The 19,955-nt window shown below is 62.1% G+C and carries 14 protein-coding genes and 1 pseudogene; all 15 read right to left on the reverse strand.

Translation table 11 applies throughout. The features are described from left to right. Positions 1 to 6: 6 nt before the first annotated feature. Positions 7 to 1,704 (reverse strand): CHASE2 domain-containing protein, encoded by a 1,698-nt coding sequence (locus IPQ13_07800; protein ID MBL0210794.1) that lies wholly within the window; start codon positions 1,702 to 1,704, stop codon positions 7 to 9. Positions 1,705 to 2,200: 496 nt separating this feature from the next. Beyond that, a complete protein-coding gene (gene cadA, locus IPQ13_07805; protein MBL0210795.1) occupies positions 2,201 to 4,363 on the reverse strand; it encodes a cadmium-translocating P-type ATPase in 2,163 nt (720 codons plus the stop codon). A 118-nt stretch (positions 4,364 to 4,481) separates the two neighbouring features. Beyond that, positions 4,482 to 5,426 (reverse strand): CDF family Co(II)/Ni(II) efflux transporter DmeF, encoded by a 945-nt coding sequence (dmeF, locus tag IPQ13_07810; protein ID MBL0210796.1) that lies wholly within the window; start codon positions 5,424 to 5,426, stop codon positions 4,482 to 4,484. 2 nt (positions 5,427 to 5,428) lie between these two features. Continuing rightward, a complete protein-coding gene (locus IPQ13_07815) occupies positions 5,429 to 5,596 on the reverse strand; it encodes a hypothetical protein (protein ID MBL0210797.1) in 168 nt (55 codons plus the stop codon). Beyond that, positions 5,593 to 6,144, reverse strand: a complete 552-nt coding sequence (locus tag IPQ13_07820; GenBank protein MBL0210798.1) for a hypothetical protein — start codon at positions 6,142 to 6,144, stop codon at positions 5,593 to 5,595. Before IPQ13_07820 ends, IPQ13_07815 begins: the two co-directional genes overlap by 4 nt. Before the next feature lie 254 nt (positions 6,145 to 6,398). Beyond that, a pseudogene (locus IPQ13_07825) lies at positions 6,399 to 6,721 on the reverse strand (YnfA family protein). Between the two features lie 113 nt (positions 6,722 to 6,834). After that, positions 6,835 to 7,677: a PEGA domain-containing protein gene (locus tag IPQ13_07830; protein MBL0210799.1), complete on the reverse strand. Its 843-nt coding sequence runs from the start codon at positions 7,675 to 7,677 to the stop codon at positions 6,835 to 6,837. Between the two features lie 140 nt (positions 7,678 to 7,817). After that, positions 7,818 to 10,916, reverse strand: coding sequence for an efflux RND transporter permease subunit (locus tag IPQ13_07835; protein MBL0210800.1), 3,099 nt, complete (start codon positions 10,914 to 10,916; stop codon positions 7,818 to 7,820). Positions 10,917 to 10,959: 43 nt separating this feature from the next. Further along, positions 10,960 to 12,090 carry an efflux RND transporter periplasmic adaptor subunit gene (locus tag IPQ13_07840; GenBank protein ID MBL0210801.1) on the reverse strand — a complete coding sequence of 377 codons (1,131 nt, stop codon included), beginning with the start codon at positions 12,088 to 12,090 and terminating at the stop codon, positions 10,960 to 10,962. Then, entirely contained in the window at positions 12,087 to 13,265 is a 1,179-nt protein-coding gene (locus IPQ13_07845; GenBank protein ID MBL0210802.1) for a TolC family protein, read from the reverse strand. The genes IPQ13_07840 and IPQ13_07845 overlap by 4 nt, the downstream gene beginning before the upstream one ends. A gap of 69 nt (positions 13,266 to 13,334) precedes the next feature. Next, on the reverse strand, positions 13,335 to 13,601 hold the full coding sequence (locus IPQ13_07850) for a hypothetical protein (GenBank protein ID MBL0210803.1): 267 nt from the start codon (positions 13,599 to 13,601) through the stop codon (positions 13,335 to 13,337). Next, positions 13,598 to 13,978: a winged helix-turn-helix transcriptional regulator gene (locus tag IPQ13_07855; protein ID MBL0210804.1), complete on the reverse strand. Its 381-nt coding sequence runs from the start codon at positions 13,976 to 13,978 to the stop codon at positions 13,598 to 13,600. The genes IPQ13_07850 and IPQ13_07855 overlap by 4 nt, the downstream gene beginning before the upstream one ends. A 90-nt stretch (positions 13,979 to 14,068) precedes the next feature. After that, entirely contained in the window at positions 14,069 to 17,188 is a 3,120-nt protein-coding gene (locus IPQ13_07860; GenBank protein MBL0210805.1) for an efflux RND transporter permease subunit, read from the reverse strand. A 7-nt stretch (positions 17,189 to 17,195) separates the two neighbouring features. Further along, the gene (locus IPQ13_07865; GenBank protein ID MBL0210806.1) at positions 17,196 to 18,725 is read right to left on the reverse strand and encodes an efflux RND transporter periplasmic adaptor subunit; all 1,530 of its coding nucleotides are present in this window, start codon (positions 18,723 to 18,725) and stop codon (positions 17,196 to 17,198) included. Continuing rightward, complete coding sequence (locus IPQ13_07870; GenBank protein MBL0210807.1) at positions 18,722 to 19,840, reverse strand: TolC family protein; 1,119 nt, start codon at positions 19,838 to 19,840, stop codon at positions 18,722 to 18,724. Before IPQ13_07870 ends, IPQ13_07865 begins: the two co-directional genes overlap by 4 nt. Positions 19,841 to 19,955 lie beyond the last annotated feature (115 nt).

The raw sequence follows: 19,955 nt of genomic DNA on the forward strand, positions 1-19,955 counted from the left end.
CCATCCTCAACCGGTGCTTTGAATCGTGATCATCGGGAGTCTAACTCGAAAAATACCACCGCCGTTGGTGCCACTATCGGCCTCCACAGCGCCACGGTGCCAGTCAACCACCTCAGCGACCAAAGCCAATCCAAGGCCGAGCCCCGGCGCAAGTGCCTGGGCGCTTCCCCTTGCGAACCGCCCAAAAATCTTTGAGCGCTCGTGTATAGGAATCCCGGGCCCACGGTCTTCGACTTCTAGCACAGCTAGCGATCCATCTGCCCTTAACCCAATCCGAACCGGGGATCCTTCCGGAGAGAATTTAATGGCGTTGGAAACGAGGTTTTCGATGACCCTCTCAAGGAGGGCTTTGTCGCCCAGCACCTGAAGCCCAGTCCCAATGTCGGCCACTATGTCCCGCTGAGCACCGGCGCGAAGGTAGTCCACCCTCTCGGCGCAGAGAGCCGAGAAATCCAAGAGCTGTGCATCCCGGCCGAAATCCCTTAGCCGCAGTCGCTCCAAGTCGAGCAAGGCATCAACCATCTGCGCGAGACGGGCAGTTTCGGAAACCACCATCCGTGCCACGCGATTTCTTTCCGGCGCGGAAAGGTCGAACTGGGCCAGAAGCTGGGCCAACCCCTTCACGGAGGTCAGGGGAGTCTTGAGTTCATGGGCGACGACACGACGTGCCTCGGCATCCTGCTTTCTTGCTTCGGAGATGATCACCTGGAGGCTCTCCAACTCCGAAATCCGGTTCTCGGCAGTGCTCATGGCTAATTTGGATCGGCGCCAGCGATCAGCCCCCACGACCACACCCACAAAAAGGAGGGCGAGAATCACCGAAAGCGGAGCCAACTCCAGATTTAGAAAGTGGAGCGAAGCTGCCGAGACCATTAGAGGTGCCAGCGCAAGGCCAGAGGTGAATAAAGGTAGTGTGCGGCCTGGGGCCATCGGAAGGAGAGTTCCCAGCAAGGCCAGGCCGAAAGCTAGCAGAACGTTGACGAGGGGCGATGCGCGGTGCAGGAGATCCTTTGACAGGATGGCCTCGGCTGAAATCGCCTCGACCAGGACTCCGGGTTCGGGAGAACCACCCTGGGAAACAGGAGTAACGAATCGGTCGCCTACACCAGCGGCACTCGTGCCAATGAAAACGATCCGGTCCCGGAGGATATCTATTTTGTGCGAGTCAAGAACGGATGCAGCGCTGACAAAAGGAATGGGTCGTGTTCGGAACGCGGGCCGGAGCATCAAGCCCACGGGGATGGGGAGCTGGGCATTGCCAAGCCGCGCTGCAGCCACGGGAAGTGCAGGGAACGCCCTCCCTTCCATCTGTTTCGTCGAGGAGAATCGCCGCACCACACCGTCCCGATCGAGATCGAAGCTGACGTGCCCGACAGGGGTGGCCTGAAGAACCTGATTCGGCAACAGCCAGTGGCCCGCATCATCAACACCCGCTGCCAAAACCGAAGGCCCGCGTCCTAAAGCACGCGCCAAGAGATCGTCGCCTTCTCGTTCCTCCGGTAGCAGTAGGTCGATTGCAACTCCCTTCGCTCCCCCCGAAATCACCTGTTCGACCAGTCGCGCGAGATGTGCTCTATCCCAAGGCCAGCGGCCTCCCAAGCAAATTGCTTCTTCGTCGATGAGCACCACCGCGACCCCTTTTGCAGGTCTGGTTGGTAGATTTCTGAGCATGGTATCCCGGACGAGCAATTCGGCTGATGTCATCACGCCCGCCATCTGCAGGATGAGGGCAAGGACGGCAGCCAGTGCGGGCCAGAGCAGTCTCAGGGCGGGATCTCCTCGTGATTCACCGCGGGTCCATTAAGGTTCGCGGCACCCCTGGATTGTCACTCATCCAGGGGAATGGTCCTATGCGTCTTGCTTGTTGGGTCGTTGGGTTCTCGGCACTGAGCCAATCTCAAGGAACGTGCCAGTGGTTGATCAAGGACTTACGTTTGATACCGAGGCATCCTGACCCAATTTGGGTCAACGATGCGGGTAATAATGTCCCGGCTCTCTCCTGATCACTCCCCGGTGGTGGTTCGCTAGCTGAGGAACGAATTCCCAGTCGAGGCGGCACATCATGAAATCCTTGATGGTCGAAGATGAAAAACGGTCTCAGGTGCTGGTACTGGGCCTTTGAGAAGATGGGTACATCACCGAATGGATCGAGGTTGGGATCCAAGGTTAAGAGATGCCATTCAAGGTCACTCTGAAATCCTCACCCCCTGAGAAGCCGCAGCCCATTGAAGATCACAAGCAGGGACGCTCCCATGTCCGCCGTGATGGCGGACCACAGCGAGGCATGGCCCATGAGGGTCAGGACCACGAAGACCGCTTTCACAGCGAGCGCGAAGGTGATGTTTTGGCGAATCACTTTGAGGGTGCGCCGCGAGTGCTGGATCAGCCATGGCAACCGCGTGAGGTCGTCGTTCATGAGGGCGATATCGGCGGTCTCGATGGCGGCGTCGCTGCCCATGGCGCCCATGGCGATGCCGAGGGAGGCTCGCGCCATGGCGGGCGCGTCGTTCACGCCGTCGCCGACCATGGCTACCTGACCATACTTGGCGACTAGCGCCTCGATTGCTTTCACCTTGTCCTCGGGCAGTAGTTCAGCTTGGATCTCGGTCAGGCCGACCTGTCGGCCTACGGCTTGGGCTGTACCCGAATTGTCACCCGTAAGGAGGACAAGATGCTCTATTCCGGCATCGCGCAGGCCCTGAAGGGTTGAGGCACTGGTGGGTCGAACGGCATCCGCCAGGGCGAGGAAACCGATCAATTCCCGCTCCACCCCGAAGGCCACCACGGTCCGGCCATCACTCTCCAAGGATTCCAATTGGGCATGGATCTCTGGTGTCTCTGCACCCTGATCCTCCATGAAGCGATGGGAGCCGAGCCAGTGGGCACGTCCTTCCAGAACCGCTTTGGCGCCTTTGCCCTGAAGGGACTGAAAGTCCTTGGCGGGCGTGAAGGCTACACCTTGGGATTTCACGTGGGCTACGATCGCCCGGGCCAAGGGATGATCGCTTTGGGACTCCATAGATCCGGCCACGCGAAGGAGTTCCTGCTCGGTGTGGCCGTTGAACGGAGCGACTTGCACGACGCTGGGATGACCTTCGGTGAGGGTTCCGGTCTTATCGAAGGCAATGGCCTTCAGGCGGGCGGGTGCTTCCAGATACATGCCGCCTTTCACGAGGACCCCATGCCGGGCGGCGGAGGCCAAACCCGCCACGATGCTCACAGGAGTGGAGATCACGAGGGCGCAGGGACATGCGATCACCAACAGCACCAGGGCCCGATAGAACCAATCCGCCCAGACGCCGCTCATGAGCAGCGGCGGAATCAATGCCACTAGAATGGCCAGAATCATCACCACGGGTGTGTAGACTTGCGCGAAGCGATCCACCCACTGCTCCGCGGCTGCGCGCTTGCTTGAAGCCTCTCCTATCATTCGGATGATCCGGGCGAGCACCGTGTCGCTCGCTGGCTTGGAACACTCGACCACGAGGGCGCCATCGCCGTTGATGCTCCCGGCGAAGACTTCCTCACCGTGGTCCTTAGAGACCGGCATGCTCTCCCCGGTAATGGGGGCCTGGTTGAGGGCGCTGGTGCCTTGGAGGATCATCCCATCGAGGGGCACGCGCTCTCCTGGTTTCACCTGAAAGAGAGCGCCCACGGGCACCTCCTCGGGCCGAACGGACACAGTCCCGCCATCTTTCACAAGCTGGACAAGCGTCGGCGTCAGATCCATGAGAGCTTCCACGGCTCGGCGCGCACGACTGAGGCTCCAACCCTCAAGAGCATTCGAGACCGCGAAAAGGAAGGCCACCGTGGAAGCTTCGAACCATTCACCTATGCTGATGGCCCCAAGGATCGCCACCACCATCAGCAGGTTCATGTCCGGGCGCAGGCGTCGGGCCGAAAGCCAGGCCTTCGGCGCAATGAACCAGCAGGCGGCCAACATGGCCCCCAAGTAGGCGCCCTTGGAAAACCAGGGGATTGCGTGGACATGGCCCACACCCTCGGCACCCAGGGCCTCGTGCAATCCACCTGATGCCCAGACATGCAGGCCAAAGGCCAACAACGTGAGTCCACCACTGAAAATCGTGAGGGCCAACTGGAGCTTTTGGCGCGCGGATTTCTTCAGTCCTGTTCCCGTGCTTTCTTGCCATGGCTCGGCGCTCATTCCCGTGCGTGCCACGGCTTTGAGGATGGCCTCGGGGGAGGCCGAGGCCCCCTCTGAGACGATCATCTTCGCGTTCAAAAGGTCGAAGGCGAGGTTGGCTGCGCCTCCCACGAGTGGCCCGATTTCGCGCTTGAGGACGGCGATCTCCTCGGCGCAATCCATGCCGTGGATTTTGAAGGCCAGCTTGCGGGGGCTCATGGCACGTCTCCATGGGGTGTAGGGATGTGGCCTATTTCTTTGATGGATGGGAGGTCCATCCTTTTCTTGCCGGGGGACAGTCTGGAGTCATGGTGGGTGATGTCGAACATCGATGGCCTCAAGCTGGCACGCGATGGCGGTTGACTTCCACGGAGATATGAACCAGTTCGTCATGAACACTTAATGCCCGTTTGAAGTAATTGGGATCGGCCTCATCCGTGGTCACGAGCGAAAGAATGCAGGCATATTTACCCTTGCCGACGCGCCACACATGCAGGTCGCAGATGTGGGCCTTGATGGGGCTGGCCTTAATCACCTCCCTGATCTCGGCTACCACCGGGGCCTCCATTTCCGCATCGAGCAACACACGCCCTGAATCACGCAGCAGACCGTAAGCCCAAACCGCCACCAATCCGGCCCCGGCAATACCCATGACTGGGTCCAGCCAGCTCGCCCCCCAGGTTTTGCCGCCAATCAGCGCCAAGATGGCGAGTACCGACGTGGCCGCGTCGGCAACAACATGAAGATAGGCGGAGCGCAGGTTCAAATCATGATGATGACCTGGGTTAACGTGATCGTCATGGGCATGGTGATGATCATGGCCATGACCGTCCTTGAGCAGCCAGGCGCAAGCGATATTGACCAGCAATCCGACCACGGCGATGGCGATGGCTTGGTTGTAACGAATGGGCGTCGGAGCGAGTAAACGCTCAACCGACTGATACAGCATCAATGCGGCGACCAGCACCAGCAAGATCGCGCTCGTATAGCCGCCAAGAACCTCAATCTTCCAGGTGCCGAAGGTGAAGCGGCCATCGTGGGCGAATCGCCGGGCTGCTCCGTATGCCAGCACCGACAGGCCGAGCGCCAAGGCATGCGAACTCATGTGCCAGCCGTCCGCCAGCAGCGCCATGGAGTTGAACATCCAACCGCCGGCGATTTCGGCAACCATCATGACGGCGGTCAATACTACCGCCCACCGCGTGTTTCTCTCGGCGAGCGGATTGCCTTCGTCAAAAACGTGAGAGTGCCGCCATCCATCAATTGAAGAAACAGAACGCATGATCAGTTCCCTTCTTTGGGCTTGCCGGGCCAAGCGTAGAAGCTTGGCAGGGCCAGCAGCGTGAAGAGCCTACTCGTAATGAGCCCGCCCACGTTGACGATGGCACGGGGCTGTCCCAGCTCGCTGCCGCCGATGCCGTGGATCTTTAAGATCATGCGCGGTGCGTTCACTGGAGTTCTCCAACGGACATTTCCACATCTGCTTCAACAGAGTCCTTCCAATCCTGCCGCCGCAGGGAGAGCCGGTATTTCGTCGTGTAGAGCTGTCCTGCGCCAACAGAAAAGGTCCATGTCTCTCGGCGGTTCAACATGTACCTGCCGAAGTGAGGTGACAAATCGCCTATATAGGCCTGGACGACTTCGAAACTCGCAGGAGAACCATCCTTGCGGACCTGGAGTCGTGCTTCTCCGGCCTTGGGTTGAAAGGTCCAGAACTTGGCAACAGGGCGCGGGGGCTCTAAGTGGTAGACCAGGATCTGGTCTCCTGGCTCACCAACACCCTCCAAGGGGTTTTCTATGCCTTTCAGTTGGAGTTTGTTGACGAAACCACTTAAGAGAGTCCCTGGATCAGCCATTGGGGCCACCCGGGAGGGTTCGCAGAGTTGCTTGAACCAGCGCTGTCCTTCGGATGGAGGAGTCGTCTCCCCGATTTGAAATTCGTGCTGTTGTTGGGAGGCGCTTACCCAGACAGCTCCCTTGCCGGTCGTTCCGATGAGCATGGCTCCAGACTCTTGGAACACCCCGTTGGGTTTCCCCTGGCGGAAGGCTTTGAATGAAACCCGGTACTCCACGGATCTCGAAGCTGGCCCCGTGGGAGGCCGGGCTTCAAGGAAGCCTTTTAGCGCTGGCAGGCCCTGCGTTGATGGGGGTGCGGCAGGCAGTGTGATGGCGAAAAGGACTACAAGAGCAATTTTCATAGTCAGTTCTCCGGACTCGGTTCAATGGCGGATTTTGGAGGCAAAGAACTAGAGATTCATGACCTGGGCCCCATCATGGCAAGGGTTCCGGCCAAGGCGAGCGCGGAGCCGATGCCATCCCTCAGGCCGGGCCGATGCCCGCCCACGTCCCATCCCCAGAGCAGGGATAGGACGATGAACACAGCGCCGTAGGCCGCATAGAGCCGACCGAAAAGTGCTGGGATGGCTGGAGGACCAGGGCAATCCCGTAGAGCGCCAATGCGATGAAGCCCCCAAGACCCAACCATGGGCTCCGCCCGCCACGCAGCCAAATCCACACCAAGTAGCCGCCCCCGATTCCAAGGAGGCCCGCCATGAGAAAGAGCATGGAGGAAGGCATTGTCTGTTTCCTTCTCAAGTCGATAGAGGGTGATCTTTTCTGGCGGGAATTCATGGGGTCGGCTGACGGGCAGGCCTTCTCGATGGCTCTGGTTTTTTTGTTGTGGACCGGAGCTACTTTTCCAGTTCCACCACCACGTTGGCCGCTTTGCCCGCGACGACTTCCACGTCGAGAATCTTTGTCTTGAAACCTGGGCGCACCACCGTGATCGTGTGCCTGCCGACTCCAGCCCTTACGCCGCGGCTGTTGGCCGAAAGGTCCTCGGCCGTGCCGATCAGGCGGTCATCCAGGTAGACCGCGGCGTCGTCCGGCAACACCAGGATGCGGAGGCTGCCCTGGTTGGCCGCTAAGGGTGGCAGCGGCGTTTTCTCGGCCTGATTGTTCCGCGGTTCCTCGCCATCCTCCCTGGCCGAAGCGGTCAGCGGCATCGGCTTTCCGCCTGGCTCGAACAGTCGTCCGTAAGGCATCGGCTTCCGCACCGAGTCGAAGGCGTCAAGCTTCTCGCGGCCCGCCAATCGAGGCATGCGCTTGTCGAGGTTCACCTTCTGGCCGGGCCTGGCGTCGAGATTGATGCCGTAGGTCTCGTGGCCCGGGTAACGGAACTCAAGGTGGTAGCTGCCCGGCTTCAGGTAGAGATAGTCCGGATAGCCGTCGAAGTCGTCGGCGATACCGACGTAGACTCCGTCGAGCCAGACTTCAGCATCTTCTGGTGAGATGTCGGTATCCACGACCGCGAAGGCAGGAAGGGTTGGATAGCCAAACCAAGTGCCGACATAGACCGATGGGCCTCGCCGCCACCCGCCCCAGTACCCTGTGCCAAACGAATAATAGCCCCCGCGGTAGTGACTGCTACCACCTAGGTGGCCGCCACCGCGACCACCACCCCGGCCGCCGCCGCGTTGGGCTGCGGCCGGGGTGGTGCCCAAGAGGGCGATAAGGGTCGCGAAGATGATCATTCGTGTTCCAGTGGATCTCATGGAATCTCCTTCATGTCCTGTGTAAACAAGTTGCCCACTCACTACTAATTTCCTTCCCGGGCGCCCAGCAAGCAGCCCCGGGCAAGGTATTCCAAGAGGCCCCCTCCGCCTCAATAACCTCACGCGGGTTCATGGTTTGATTCCTTCGGCTTGCCAATCCATGCGTAGAAGCTCGGCAGGGCTAACAAGGTGAAAAGGGTTGAGGTGACGAGCCCACCCACCATAACGATGGCGAGGGGCCGTTCCAATTCGCTGCCGCCAATGCCGAAGAGCATGGGCATCAGGCCGAGGATGGCGGCGCCTGCCGTCATGAGCTTAGGGCGCACACGGCCAATGGAGGCTTCCCGGATGGCCTCTGCGAAGGGCATGCCCTCGGCCATCAAGTTCTTTGCTTGGATGATGAGCACAAGGCTGTTCTGTACGGCCACACCGAAGAGCCCGATCACACCGACGATGGAACTGATATTCCATGTCTCACCAGCCAACCACAGGGCGATCAGGCCGCCTGCGAAGGCGTTCGGCAGCGTGGCGACGACCGCCAGCACTTCCCGCCACCGTCCCAGAGCCAGGTAGAGGAGCCCGACCACCAGCGCCAGTGCAACAGCGATTGCCACGCTCAGCCGCCGCTGAGTTTCCCGTGCCTCCTCGATTTGTCCGCCGATCTTGACGACGGTGCCCTTGGGCAGTTCCATCGCCGCCATGGCCTTCTCAACGCGAGTAGCGGTGCCGCCCAGATCGCCCTTGGTGCGGATGTTCACGGCGAGGCGGCGCTGGGCCGCTTCACGACGTATGAGGCTGGGCGTGACGGTCTCGTCGAAACGCGTGACCTGGCCCAGCTCCACGATGCGGCCATCCTCCAGAACGATGGGCAGGCGTTTGAGCTTTTCAGGGCTCACCCTTCCATCGTTAGGAAAGCGCAGGATCCGCTCGATGCGCTGGGGTCCGTCGAAGCGGGTTTCCGTTTCCAGGCCTTGGAGGCTGGCTTTCAAGGTTTGGGCGACCAGGGTCCGCGGCACGTTGAGCCGCCGCAAGGCATCTTCGTCCGGCACAATACGCCACTTGGGCAGCGGACCGCTGCCATCCGGGCTCACGGAGGCCACACCTTCGACTTTGCTGAGGCGCTCTTGGATTTCCGGAAGTTTGGCCTGGAGGGCGTCCAGGTCCGGGTTGAAGAGCTTCACCTGAAGGTCCGCGGGTGTGCCCCCAATGCCTTCGGAGATCCGCATCTGCATGGGTGTGGTCAGCTCGACAGGATAAGGAAGATCCTCGATGGCTTCGGCCACATCCCGCTCCACGGCCTTCGCGGGGCGCTGGCCGTCCAACACCACCAGCACATCGCTGATGGTGTGGGGCATGGGATCCTCCGTCAGTTCGGCGCGGCCCGTGCGGCGGTAGACGGAAGACACACCGGAAATCCTCGCTAGCTTTTCCTCCAGCTGGAGGTTCGCCTCATCCACGGAAGCCAGACTGGTTTCCGAGGGCAGGCGGGAATTGAGCATCAGCGCGCCCTCGTCCAGCTTGGGCAAGAAGTTGCTTCCCAGATTGAAGGCCAAGACGAGGCTCGGAATGGTGATGGCCAATGCGATCACCTGAACGACGGCCCCGTGGCGCATGGCCCATTCCAGGCGAGGCTTGTAGAAGCGCTTAATGGCCACGACGAAACGGGGCTCCTCTAGCGAGGATCCCGGGGGAAGGAAGCGTTCCACCAGGGCTGGAACTAGGGTGAAGCTGAGGATCAGGCTGAGAGTCATGGCGGAAGCCACGGCCACGGCCAAGGGCGCATACAGACGGCCCGCCAGGCCACCGATGGCCAACAGCGGAATGAACACCGCTAGGATCACCAGCACCGCCGTGAGGATGGGGACGCCCACCTCGGCGGCGGCGCGGGTCAGGGCCACGCGCCGGGGCTCGATATGCTCCTGATGCTCATGCAGCCGATGAGCGAGGTTTTCCACCATGATGACGGCGGCATCCACCAGCAGGCCCACGGAGATGGCCAGGCCACCCAGCGTCATGGCATTGAGGCCCATTCCCATAATGCTGAGAGGAATGGCCGCGCCGAAGGTGGCAAGGGGCAGCACTGCGATGACCAGCAAGGCCCCCCGGAAGTTTCCCAGCAGCACAATGAGCACCAGCGCCACAAAGAACCCCCCCAGTAACAAGGCCACCGTGACGCCGCTAAGGGCGTGAGTGACGAGGGTGCCTTGGTCGTACATCAGGGTGAGCGACATGCCTTCGGGCAGTCCTTTGCGGAGTTCATCCAAGGCCGCTCGGACCGCCTTGGAAGTGCTCAGCACATCCGCCGTGGGCTGCTTGACCACGCGCAAGCTCACGTCCTCGTGGCCCTGATGCCTGGCCAGACCCCGGCGGAAGGCGGGCCCTTCGCGCACATCCGCCACATCACCCAGTTGCACCATCCCGCGATGGGTTTTGAGTGGGAGGTGACGGACTTCTTCGGAGGTGCCCGCGAGGCTGCCCACGGTCATGAACCAGCCTTTGTCCTGGATTTCCATGACACCCGCAGCCGTGTCCTGTGCGCTGCCTTTCATCGCGTCCGCCACCTGATCCAAGCTGACGCCCTGGAGGCGCATGCGCTCGGGATCGAGGGTCACTTGGAGTTGGCGTTCTTCGCCGCCCAAGCGTTCCACCCGTGCTACGCCAGGGACGGCCTGAAGGCGCGGGACGAGGACCTTTTCGGTGAGGTCCCGGAGCTTCATGGGATCCACGGAGGGGCCTTCTAGGACGATCTCCTGGATCTCCTGGAGGCGCCCCGCGGCGCTGGACATCAACGGTGAACGGGTCCCTTCCGGGAAGCCGCCGATCACACCCGAAAGGCGCTCTGCCACGAGCTGACGGGCTCGCCAGGGGTCGGTGTCACCCTCGAAGGCAACAACCACCTGGACCACTTCTGCCTGCACAGTGGTGATCACGCGCTTGACGCCAGGCAGACCGCCGACGGCCTGTTCCACCGGCTGGGCCACCGTCAATTCCAGCTCCGAAGCCGCCCGGCCTGGACTCTGGATGAGCAAACTCAGAGATGGGAGGGTGAGATCGGGGAACAGGTCCCGCTTGAGGTTTAAGAAGGTCGCGATGCCTGCGACCAGCCACACCAGGGCCAGTGCGAAGACCCACCCCTTGCGCGGCAGCAGCCAGTCGAACCAGCGGCGGATAAGGGTACGGTGCTGGGGCGTGTAGACCGCGTATGGATCGTGCGGCATATGCGGATCAAGAGGGATTTCCTCATCGTTCGGCAAGTTCGGCTCAGTGGTCATGGTCTTCCCCTCCGCTCTTGCGCTTGATCTGGAGGGACTTCAGCAGGTAGGCGCCCTCGCCAACCACGGTCTCGCCGGGTTTCACGCCTTCCAACACCATCACGTCGCCACCCAGTTCAACGCCCCGGCGCACGGGCCGGAACACGGCCTCTTCGCCCTCCTTCACGAATACGCCCCAGATGCCTTCCACCTGCTGCAAGGCACTTTGGGGCAGCACCATGGCCTTGGTCAGGGGCACGTGCACTTCGAGCGGCGTGCCGGGAATGGGCAAGGGTCCGCCCGACAAGCGGAGGCGGTAGCTCAGGCGCCGGGTGTCTCCCGTCAGGGTTGCAGGCGTTCCTTCCAGACGGGCTTTCCAGTGCTGGCCATCTGCCCGCCGGACTTCCGTGAGGGTTCCCTGGGACCAGTCCTGGGGGGCCGGGAGCGGCAGTTCCAGGCGCGCCAGGGATGCGGCGGCGGACTGGAAACTGCCCAACTCAAGGCCTGCTTCGACACCTTGTCCGAGTTGGGCTTTGTATGCGACCACCGTTCCAGCACTGGGCGCCTTCAACGTGAACGTGGCTCCAGCGGTCTCAGGGCTTAGACCCCTAGCCTCCAATGCCAAACGTGAAGCTTCCTCGTCGGCCTGGGCCGTCGCTGCCTCACTACGGGCCGCCTCCAACTCCCGGCGGGAACCCGCCTGGGCCTCTGAGAGGCGCCGTTCGCGCGCAAGCTCGGCCTCGGCTCTTTGTTGCTTGGCTTTCGACGCGAGCCAGTCGGCCTTCAACCGCGCTAGTTCCGGGCTTTGAATCGTCAAAAGAGGTGTGCCGGGACCCACATGCTTTCCAGGAGGGATTGAAATGGCCGAGATGATGCCCCTCACCGGGGAGGTGAGCAAAGCCTGGGCGGTTTCATCGCCGATGGCTTCGGCGGGATACCACGCACCCTCGGCTTTAGACTCGGGCACCTGCATGAAGTGCAGGCCACGCACATCTTTCAGGGGCAAACGGTTCAGGTCTCCGGTCGATGTCTCCCCGGCATGTTGTTCGGTGGAAGGCGGCGCAGCTTCCTTCTTGTGGTCACATGAGGTGAAGGCGATCAGCGCAAGGCTCAAGGCAGAAATTTGAAGCACATTGTTCATGGGTTGTTCCCGTCGGTGAGGGCCTGGAGTTCGGCGGTGAGAAGGTGGGCGGCGTACAGGCGGCGTAGGGAGGCGACCTGGGCTTCCAAGAGCTGGCGGCGGATGGGGAGCGCTTCGGAGGGCCGCTCTTTCCCTTCGTTGAGGCGCATCCCCACGGCCCGAAGCGCGGTATCGAAGGCGGAGAATGGCGTGGGCGCGGACGTGCTTTGAAGACGGATGAGAGCCGATTGGAAACGTGCGTCCAGCTCCAGCCTTGCAATCTCCAGCTCCTGCTTCGCCGCGGAGAGATTGGCTTCGGTTTCCCGATGGATCGCTCGCGTTTCGGAAGGTCTTGGAAAGCGGTAGGCGACACCCAGTGTGGTGATGCGTTCCGGACCTTCCCGGCTGGTGCTTCCGCGCAGGCTCCACCGGCTCGTGGCCAGGGCTTCCTGCTGGCGAAGGGATTGCTCCTCCAGCCCCAACCGCGCGTCGATGGCGCGACGAAGCGAGCTGCGCTCGAACCGGGCAGGTAGGTCCAGTGCAGACAAAAGGACGGGATCGCCGGGATCGGCCAGAGGCACCGGCGTCTCAGACACGGCGGCGAGCGTGCGCAGGTTGGCCCAGGTCAGAAAGCGCGTCCTCCGCGCCTCATCGAGGTCCAGTTGGGCCCTGAGGGCTTCGCCTTCAACAAGGTTGACCTGGAACGCGGGATCAGCCCCGGCTTCGAGACGGGCGCGGGCCGCCTTGAGCCAGGTCTGCACGGTGCCGAGATCAGACTCGCGCAGCCCGAGCAAGCGCTCTGCGAGCCACGCATCTAGGTAGGCCTGCCGCAAGCGGAAGCCAGTCTCGATGCGGGCGGACTCCCGCAGAGCGGGATCGGCCTTGCCCAGGGCTTCCTCCAGACCCCGCTGGGTGCTGGGCGAGAGGAATAGGGGCAGGTCCACTTGCACCGACCGGTCGGTGGTGGAGGGGGAAAGCGACGAGGTGCGCGGGCCCGCGGAGAGCCCAACGGATGGACCCTCCCTAAGCAGACCGCTGGCGCTGCGGAGCTGTCGCTCCCGGCCCGCCAGCAGAGCTTCAGTCCGAAGCTGCTCTGGGCTGGTTCGTGCGCGCTGGAGAATTTCATCATATGAAAGGGGCGCGGGTGCCTGCGCAACCAATACGCAGGGCAAGACCCCCAGTAAAAGGGTTCTCATTCAGACCTCGGAAGAAGGACGGATATTCAGGCAGGGCTAGGCCCCGCGATGCGCTCGCTCAGCAGTTCCTCACGCCTTCGGCGGGTCCTTCTCAGGTTCGATGTAGAGGCTGATCAGCGCAGGTGCCAGCTCATCTTCGTAGCGGACAAGCGGAAGGGGGTCAGGTGGTGGTGGGGCCGGGGTCGGAGGAAGGGGAGCCGCCGTGCAACCATCGCCGCAAATGATATGGCACACCTGCACGCAATCCGCATTGTTGTCTTCGCAACGCTCTCTGCTCACCGCACCCAAGTAGAAGGTGGTAAGCACCAGGAAAAGAACCGCGATCCAACGTCTCATCCAGCGCTCACATGGACATGGGCCTGGGCTTCTTCGTTCAGGCATAGCCCGTGGTACATGAGTTTGGCGATGCAGGTATCCACGATCCGGTAGTGCACGTGGTTGCCATGCCGACGCGTGTCGAGGATGCCCATATCCACGAGACGCCGCAATTGGTTCGAAACTGCCTGGGGCTTCATTCCCACCGCTTCCGCCAAGTCGCCCATGCAAGGATCATCCAGACGGATCAGCGCATGCAACAAACGCAAGCGCGTGTCTGAGGCTAGAACCTCGAAAAGCCGTGCTAATTCCAGCGCCTTTGGACCGCTCAACAGGGGCCGCTCCGCGAGTGACGCTTTGGGCGGACAGATGGGTGGATGGCCTGCATGGTTAGTCATGGGTGATCATTTCACGGCTCAGTGTAACAGTTAATCAGCTTACCGCAACCCCCCTTGCCGAATCTTTTTGGGACTCGGATCCCCAAGGGTTCAGTCGATCCTGCCAGCATCGCCATTCTCCTCCTGTCGGTGCGCCCTGGCTCCGAAGCGCAGGTACAGGCTGGGGACGATGAGCATGTTAAGGGTGGTGGACGATAGGAGGCCGAACAGGATCACGGAGGCCATGGGGGCCTGGATCTCGCTGCCGGGTTCATGGCGGCGGAGGATGATCGGAACGAGGGCCAGGCCCGCCGTCAAAGCGGTCATGAGGATCGGAGCGAGGCGCTGCATGGCGGCCCGCCGCACAGCTTCCTTCAGGTTGACAATGCCCTCTTTATCCATGAGGTGGTGGATGTGGGAGACCAGCATGATGCCGTTGCGGGTGGCGATGCCAAAGAGCGTGATGAAGCCGATGAGGGTTGCCACACTGAGTACGCCGCCGCTGAAGTAGACGCCGACGACGCCGCCCATCCAGGCCAGGGGCAGGTTCAGCATGATGAGCGTGGCATCCTTGGTGGACTTGAAGGCCATGAAGAGCAATCCAAACACCACCGCGATGGCGCCGATTCCCATGAGCACGAGGTTGCGGGCGGCGGATTCACCGCTTTCGAACTGGCCTCCGTACTCCACGTGGTAGCCCTGGGGCATAGGCACCTGGGCCTCGAGGCGCGTGCGGATGTCTTTCACCACATTGAAGAGATCACGGTCCCCGAGGTTGCAGGTGACCACCATCTTCCGCTGGCCATTTTCGCGGGAAATCGCGCTGGGGCCACGATCCATGGAAATGCTGGCCAAGCTTTTCAGGGGAATGGTTCCACCTGAGGGTGTGCTGACAAGGGTGTCTCCAAGGGTGTCCGCGTCCTTTAGAACGCCATGCTCCATGCGCACCAGCACGTCGAAGGCTGCTTGGTCCTCCCGCACGCGCCCGGCGACTTCACCCGCGAAAGCCAGTTCCAGAATATGGGCGAAGGCTGTGGAACTGAGCCCTGCTTGCGCGAGCGCTGCCCGATCGGGATGGACAGACAAGATCGGCAGCTCGGCCGAAGCCTCCACCATGAGGTCCACCACGCCTGGGACCTGGGCCATTTGGGCTTTAGCGGCCTCCGCTAATCGTTTCAACTCCACCCGATCCGTCCCGAATAGTTTCACGGCGATGGCCGCCCGGCTGCCTGAAAGCAGGTGGTCGATGCGGTGGGAAAGAGGTTGCCCGATGGCGATGTAGACCCCAGGGACCTGGGCCAGATCCTTGCGCAAAGCCGTCAGAAGCTCTTCCTTGCTGCGGCCTTTCATTTTAAGGCCCGCATCGATCTCGGACGCGAAGACCTCCATGGCGTGTTCGTCGAGTTCGGCGCGACCCGTCCGGCGGGCCGTGGCCACGACTTCAGGAAGTTTTAAAAGGATCTGCTCTACCTGCCGCCCCAGTTGGTCCGATACACCTAGCGGGGTGCCAGGAAGGCAGGTCATGCTGAGGGTGAGCGTGCCTTCGTTGAATTCGGGCAGGAAGCTGCGGCCCGCCAGAAACAGTGAGCCGAACGCGAGCAGAAGACCCACGACTCCGCCCCAGATCATGATTTTCCATCGGGGCATGGCCCAGGTGAGCAACGGTTCGTACTTGGCCTTGACCCACCGGACCACGCGCCCTTCCTCGTGGGCGCGGTCGCTCATCCCCTTGGGCAGGAGCCAGAGGCACATGGCCGGGGTGACCGTGAGGGCCACCAGAAGCGAAGCGGCGAGAGACACGGTGAAGGCGATGCCCAGGGGCTGGAGCAGTCGCCCCTCCACACCCGCCAGGAAGAAGATCGGCAGGAAGACCACGATGATGATGGCGGTGGCATACACGATGGAACTGCGGATTTCGGAACTGGCGCTGAACACCACATCGAAAGCCTCCCGTCGCGAGAGGGCGTGTTGCTGCATGTTTTCGCGAAGGCGCCTGAGAACGTTCTCCACGTCCACGATGGCGTCGTCCACCAGGTCCCCCACCGCTAGCGCCATGCCCCCCAGGGTCATGGTGTTCAAGGTCGTGCCGAAAGCCTTCAGCGCGAGTATCGCGGCAACCAGGCTCAGGGGAACGGCCACGGCGGTGATGAAGGTGGCCCGTTTGTGGGCCAGGAAAAGGCCCACGATGAGCAGCACCAGAAGCGTGCCGTCACGCAGGGCATCCCGGACGTTGGCGATGGCCACTTGGATGAAGTCGGACTGACGGAAGATGTGGCTCTTCAGCTCCATGCCCTTGGGAAGATCCTTCTGGACCTCCGCCATCACCTGGTCCAGGCGCTTCGTCAGATCCAGCGTATTGGCGCCTGGTTGTTTTTGGATGCCCATGATCACGGCGGGCTTGCCGTCATGGGAACCTTCACCGCGCTTCAGAGAAGGACCGATTTTCACTTGCGCGACATCGCGCAAGCGCACCGGCTGCCCGCCACGGGTGGCGACCAAAGCCTGTTCAAGGTCCTCGGCGTTGCGGAGGCGGCCCAGACCATGGATCAGGTATTCCTGACCCTGGTGGACCATGAATCCGGCCGAGCTATTCTCTCCGGCTTCTTCCACGGCCTTGGCCACGTCCTGAGCGGCGATCTGGTAGGCGGCCAAGCGATCGAGTCGAAGGATCACCTGGAACTGTTTCACCTCGCCGCCGATGGGCACCACTTGGGAGACGCCGGGCACGGACAGAAGGCGGCGCCGGATGCTCCAGTCCGCCTCGGTACGCAGTTCCATCGGGCTGTGCTTCTCCGATACCACGGCCACGAAGAGGATCTCGCCCATGATGCTGGAGATGGGGGTAAGGGTCGGGGTGCTGCCCACCGGCAGGGAACTGCGGGCGATCGAGAGGCGTTCAGTGACCACCTGGCGCGCTTGTTGGATGGGGACATCCCACTCGAATTCAGCGAAGACCAGCGAGATGCCCGTCTGGGATACAGATCGCACCCGCCGGACCCCTGAGGCGCCCAGGAGCGCGGATTCGATGGGGCGCGTGATGAGCTGCTCCACTTCCTGGGGCGCCATGCCGTGGGCTTCGGTGGCCACCGTGACGGTGGGTGCCGTCAGGTCGGGGAACACATCCACGGGCATCCGGATCGCAGACCAGAGGCCCCAGCCCATCATGAGGGCTGCGATCAGGAGGACTATGAAGCGATGGTGGAGGGAAGCTTTGATGATGCGATCGAACATTGGGACCTCAGTGTGCGTGACCGTGTTGGGGGACCTTGCCTGCGCTGGCGGCCAGGCGCACGAGGTGGGCGCCGCGGGTCGCGACCCGTTCGCCCTTTTGGAGGCCTGAAAGCACCTGGACGTATTCCCCGTCCCGTACTCCCAATTTCAGGATGCGGCGCTCGAAGCGCTCGCCGCCTGTCTGGACGTAAACGGTGGCGAGCCCATCTTCCTCCTGGAGCGCGGAGGCAGGGATGGCCAGGGCTTTCGTGGTTTCGCCCAGGAAGACGCGCACCTTGCCAGCCACACCCGCGCGCAGTCCAAGCTTCTGGTTGGGGAAGGAAACCAGGAAGGGCAGCGTGCGGCGGTCAGGCGTGATCGCGCTTCCCACACCCATGAACTTGGCCCCCGTTCGTGGACTCAGTTCAAACTGCTGATCCATCCCCTGGGGTTCGAACCAGATGCCTGAGGGTTGTTTCAGGCGTCCGGCCTCTGATTCGGGAACCTGGACCTCCAGCCAGAGGTGGTCCAGGGACACGATGTGGAAGAGTTCCTGACCCTCCACCACGGAGGAACCAAGGCCCCCCGTGGCGGCGGCCAATGTTCCCGAGATGGGTGACACTAGCGGGGATCCCGCACCACCCACGCCTTCCTGGAACTGTTTCAGCCGGGCATCCATGGCCTGCCATTCCGCTTGGGCCAGGGCCTCGTCCTGGGCGGCTTCTTCCATGCGCCGCCGGGACACGGATTCCGTGGCGAAGAGTCCCTTCATGCGCTGATGCTGTTGCTTTGCCCTTTCCAATCGGACCTTTGCCCTTTCCGCTTCCAGGGAGAGCAGTCCGGGTTGGGCCTCGCTGCCGAGGCGCGGCATGACGTAGGCGAGCACCTGACCCCGCTTCACGTTCATTCCAACATAGGGATAGGTGCCTTTGGCCTCGATGCGCCCGGCCACAGGTGCTTGAAGCCGCGCCTCGCCATCGGGAGGCGGCACCACTTTGCCGAAGGCCTCAAGGTTGGCGCGCACCGTCCGCTCCTCCGCGGTGGCAGTGGCGAAGTCCACGCTCCATTGCTGTTCTTTCAGGAAGGAAACGCCGCCTGCAGGATGCTCGGGCTCGGGCGCCTTCATGGCTTCCATGAGGCTCGGATAAACTTCTATCGTGCCCATGTTGAATCGCTCCTGGCCCTGTGGGCCTTCCCATAGGAGCGCCAGTTGGCGTTTTCCGGACTGCTTGGGTTTGGCTTCGGGCCGGAAGATGCCAGGAGATTTGGAAGGACCGGTTTCGAAGCGCTCTTCGGGTCCACCACCACTGAGGATCACGGTCACCTTGCCATCCTGCACTGGCTTGAAATCCGACAAGCGGCTCAGATGTGCCGCGAAGGCTGAGGGCTCGCCCACGGCCATCACGGGAAACTCGGCGAAGAGTTCCATATTCCCTGTGTAAAGGGTCTGGGCCAGGCCGGGGCGCTCGGGAACACCTGTTTCGGATCGCGGTTTGAACCGGTCGCAACCTGGAACAGCAAGGAGGAGCGCAAGGGCCAGAGGGGTGAACGGTTTCATGGTTGAATCCTTCCGAGCAGACGGTCGAGGTCGAGGCGGGCCCGCCGTGCGGCGAAGGCCAGATCCAGGGCTTGGAGATCGGTATCGAGGGCACTGCGCTGGACATCCAGCAATTCAAAAAGGCTGGTTTCACCGGCTTCGAAGGAGGTATCCGCGCCTTTCAGGAGCTTGGGTGTTTCCTCCACGGCACGACCCAGGATCTCCCGAGCTGTGGTTCCGAGATCCGAGGCCTCTCGCCATAGGGCCCGGGCTTCCGCCTGAGCATCGTCCTTGGTTAGAGATGCGCGGGTCTGGGCCGCACGGGCCTCCGCTTCGCTCCGCTGGCGCTGGGCCTGGCCCCGATTCCACGCTGGGAGCGTCACTCCCAAGGAGAAGACGGCGCCACTTCCTTTCAGGCCCCCTTCCTGCCACTTTTTTACGCCAATCCCCAGATTCAAATCGGGCGTCCATCGTCGGGAGGCCTGGGCTTCCAAGTCCCAGGCTTTGGCCTCTTGTTGAGCCTTGCGCTGCTCGGGCGCATCTGGAAGGAGCTTCAGGATCTCGTCAAGGGGAGGAAGCGCTTCCGGTACCAGACTGCCTTCAAGGGTCGGGGCCCGGCTTTCCCACTGTGCCAGCACATTCAATTGTTCCTCGGAGCGATGGAAGACTGCGCGTTCCTGGGCCAGACGGGCGCTCAGCCCGTCCAATTCCTGCTGTGCCCGGCGTCTCTCAGCACCGGAGGCTTCCCCGGCCTGCTCCTGCCGCTCCAGAGCCTTGGCCAGACGGCGCACACGCTTCACGGCAGCATCCAGGCGATTCAATCGCTCCTGATGCAGCAGGGTCTGGTGGAAAGCGAGTCGGACACGCTGAACCAGTTCGGCCCGGATGGCATCCCCTTCTCCCTGCGCGGCCCTCAGGCGCAAATCTCCCGCTTCTTTGCGAAGACCGCGGCGTCCTGAGACATCCACCAGCTGGGTGATTTGGAAGGTGTCCTCCCGTCTGGGTCCAGCCGGTCCATTTGGATTTTCCCTGGTGGCCTCCAGACTCGGATTCGCCCAGAGTCCGGCCTCTGTCCGCTGCGCCTGGGCCTGGGCTTCGGGCAAGGACCAGAGCTGTTTCAAGTCAGTGCGATCCAACACCCGGCGCACGGCATCCGACTCTGTCCGAGCGACCTGCGCCCCCAGAGGTAGGATGCCGCCGAGGGTGAAACACACGATTAAAAACCGATGGCGCATCGGTTTTATTTGCAAA

The organism is Holophagaceae bacterium, from assembly GCA_016720465.1.
Taxonomy (GTDB): Bacteria; Acidobacteriota; Holophagae; order Holophagales; family Holophagaceae; genus JANXPB01.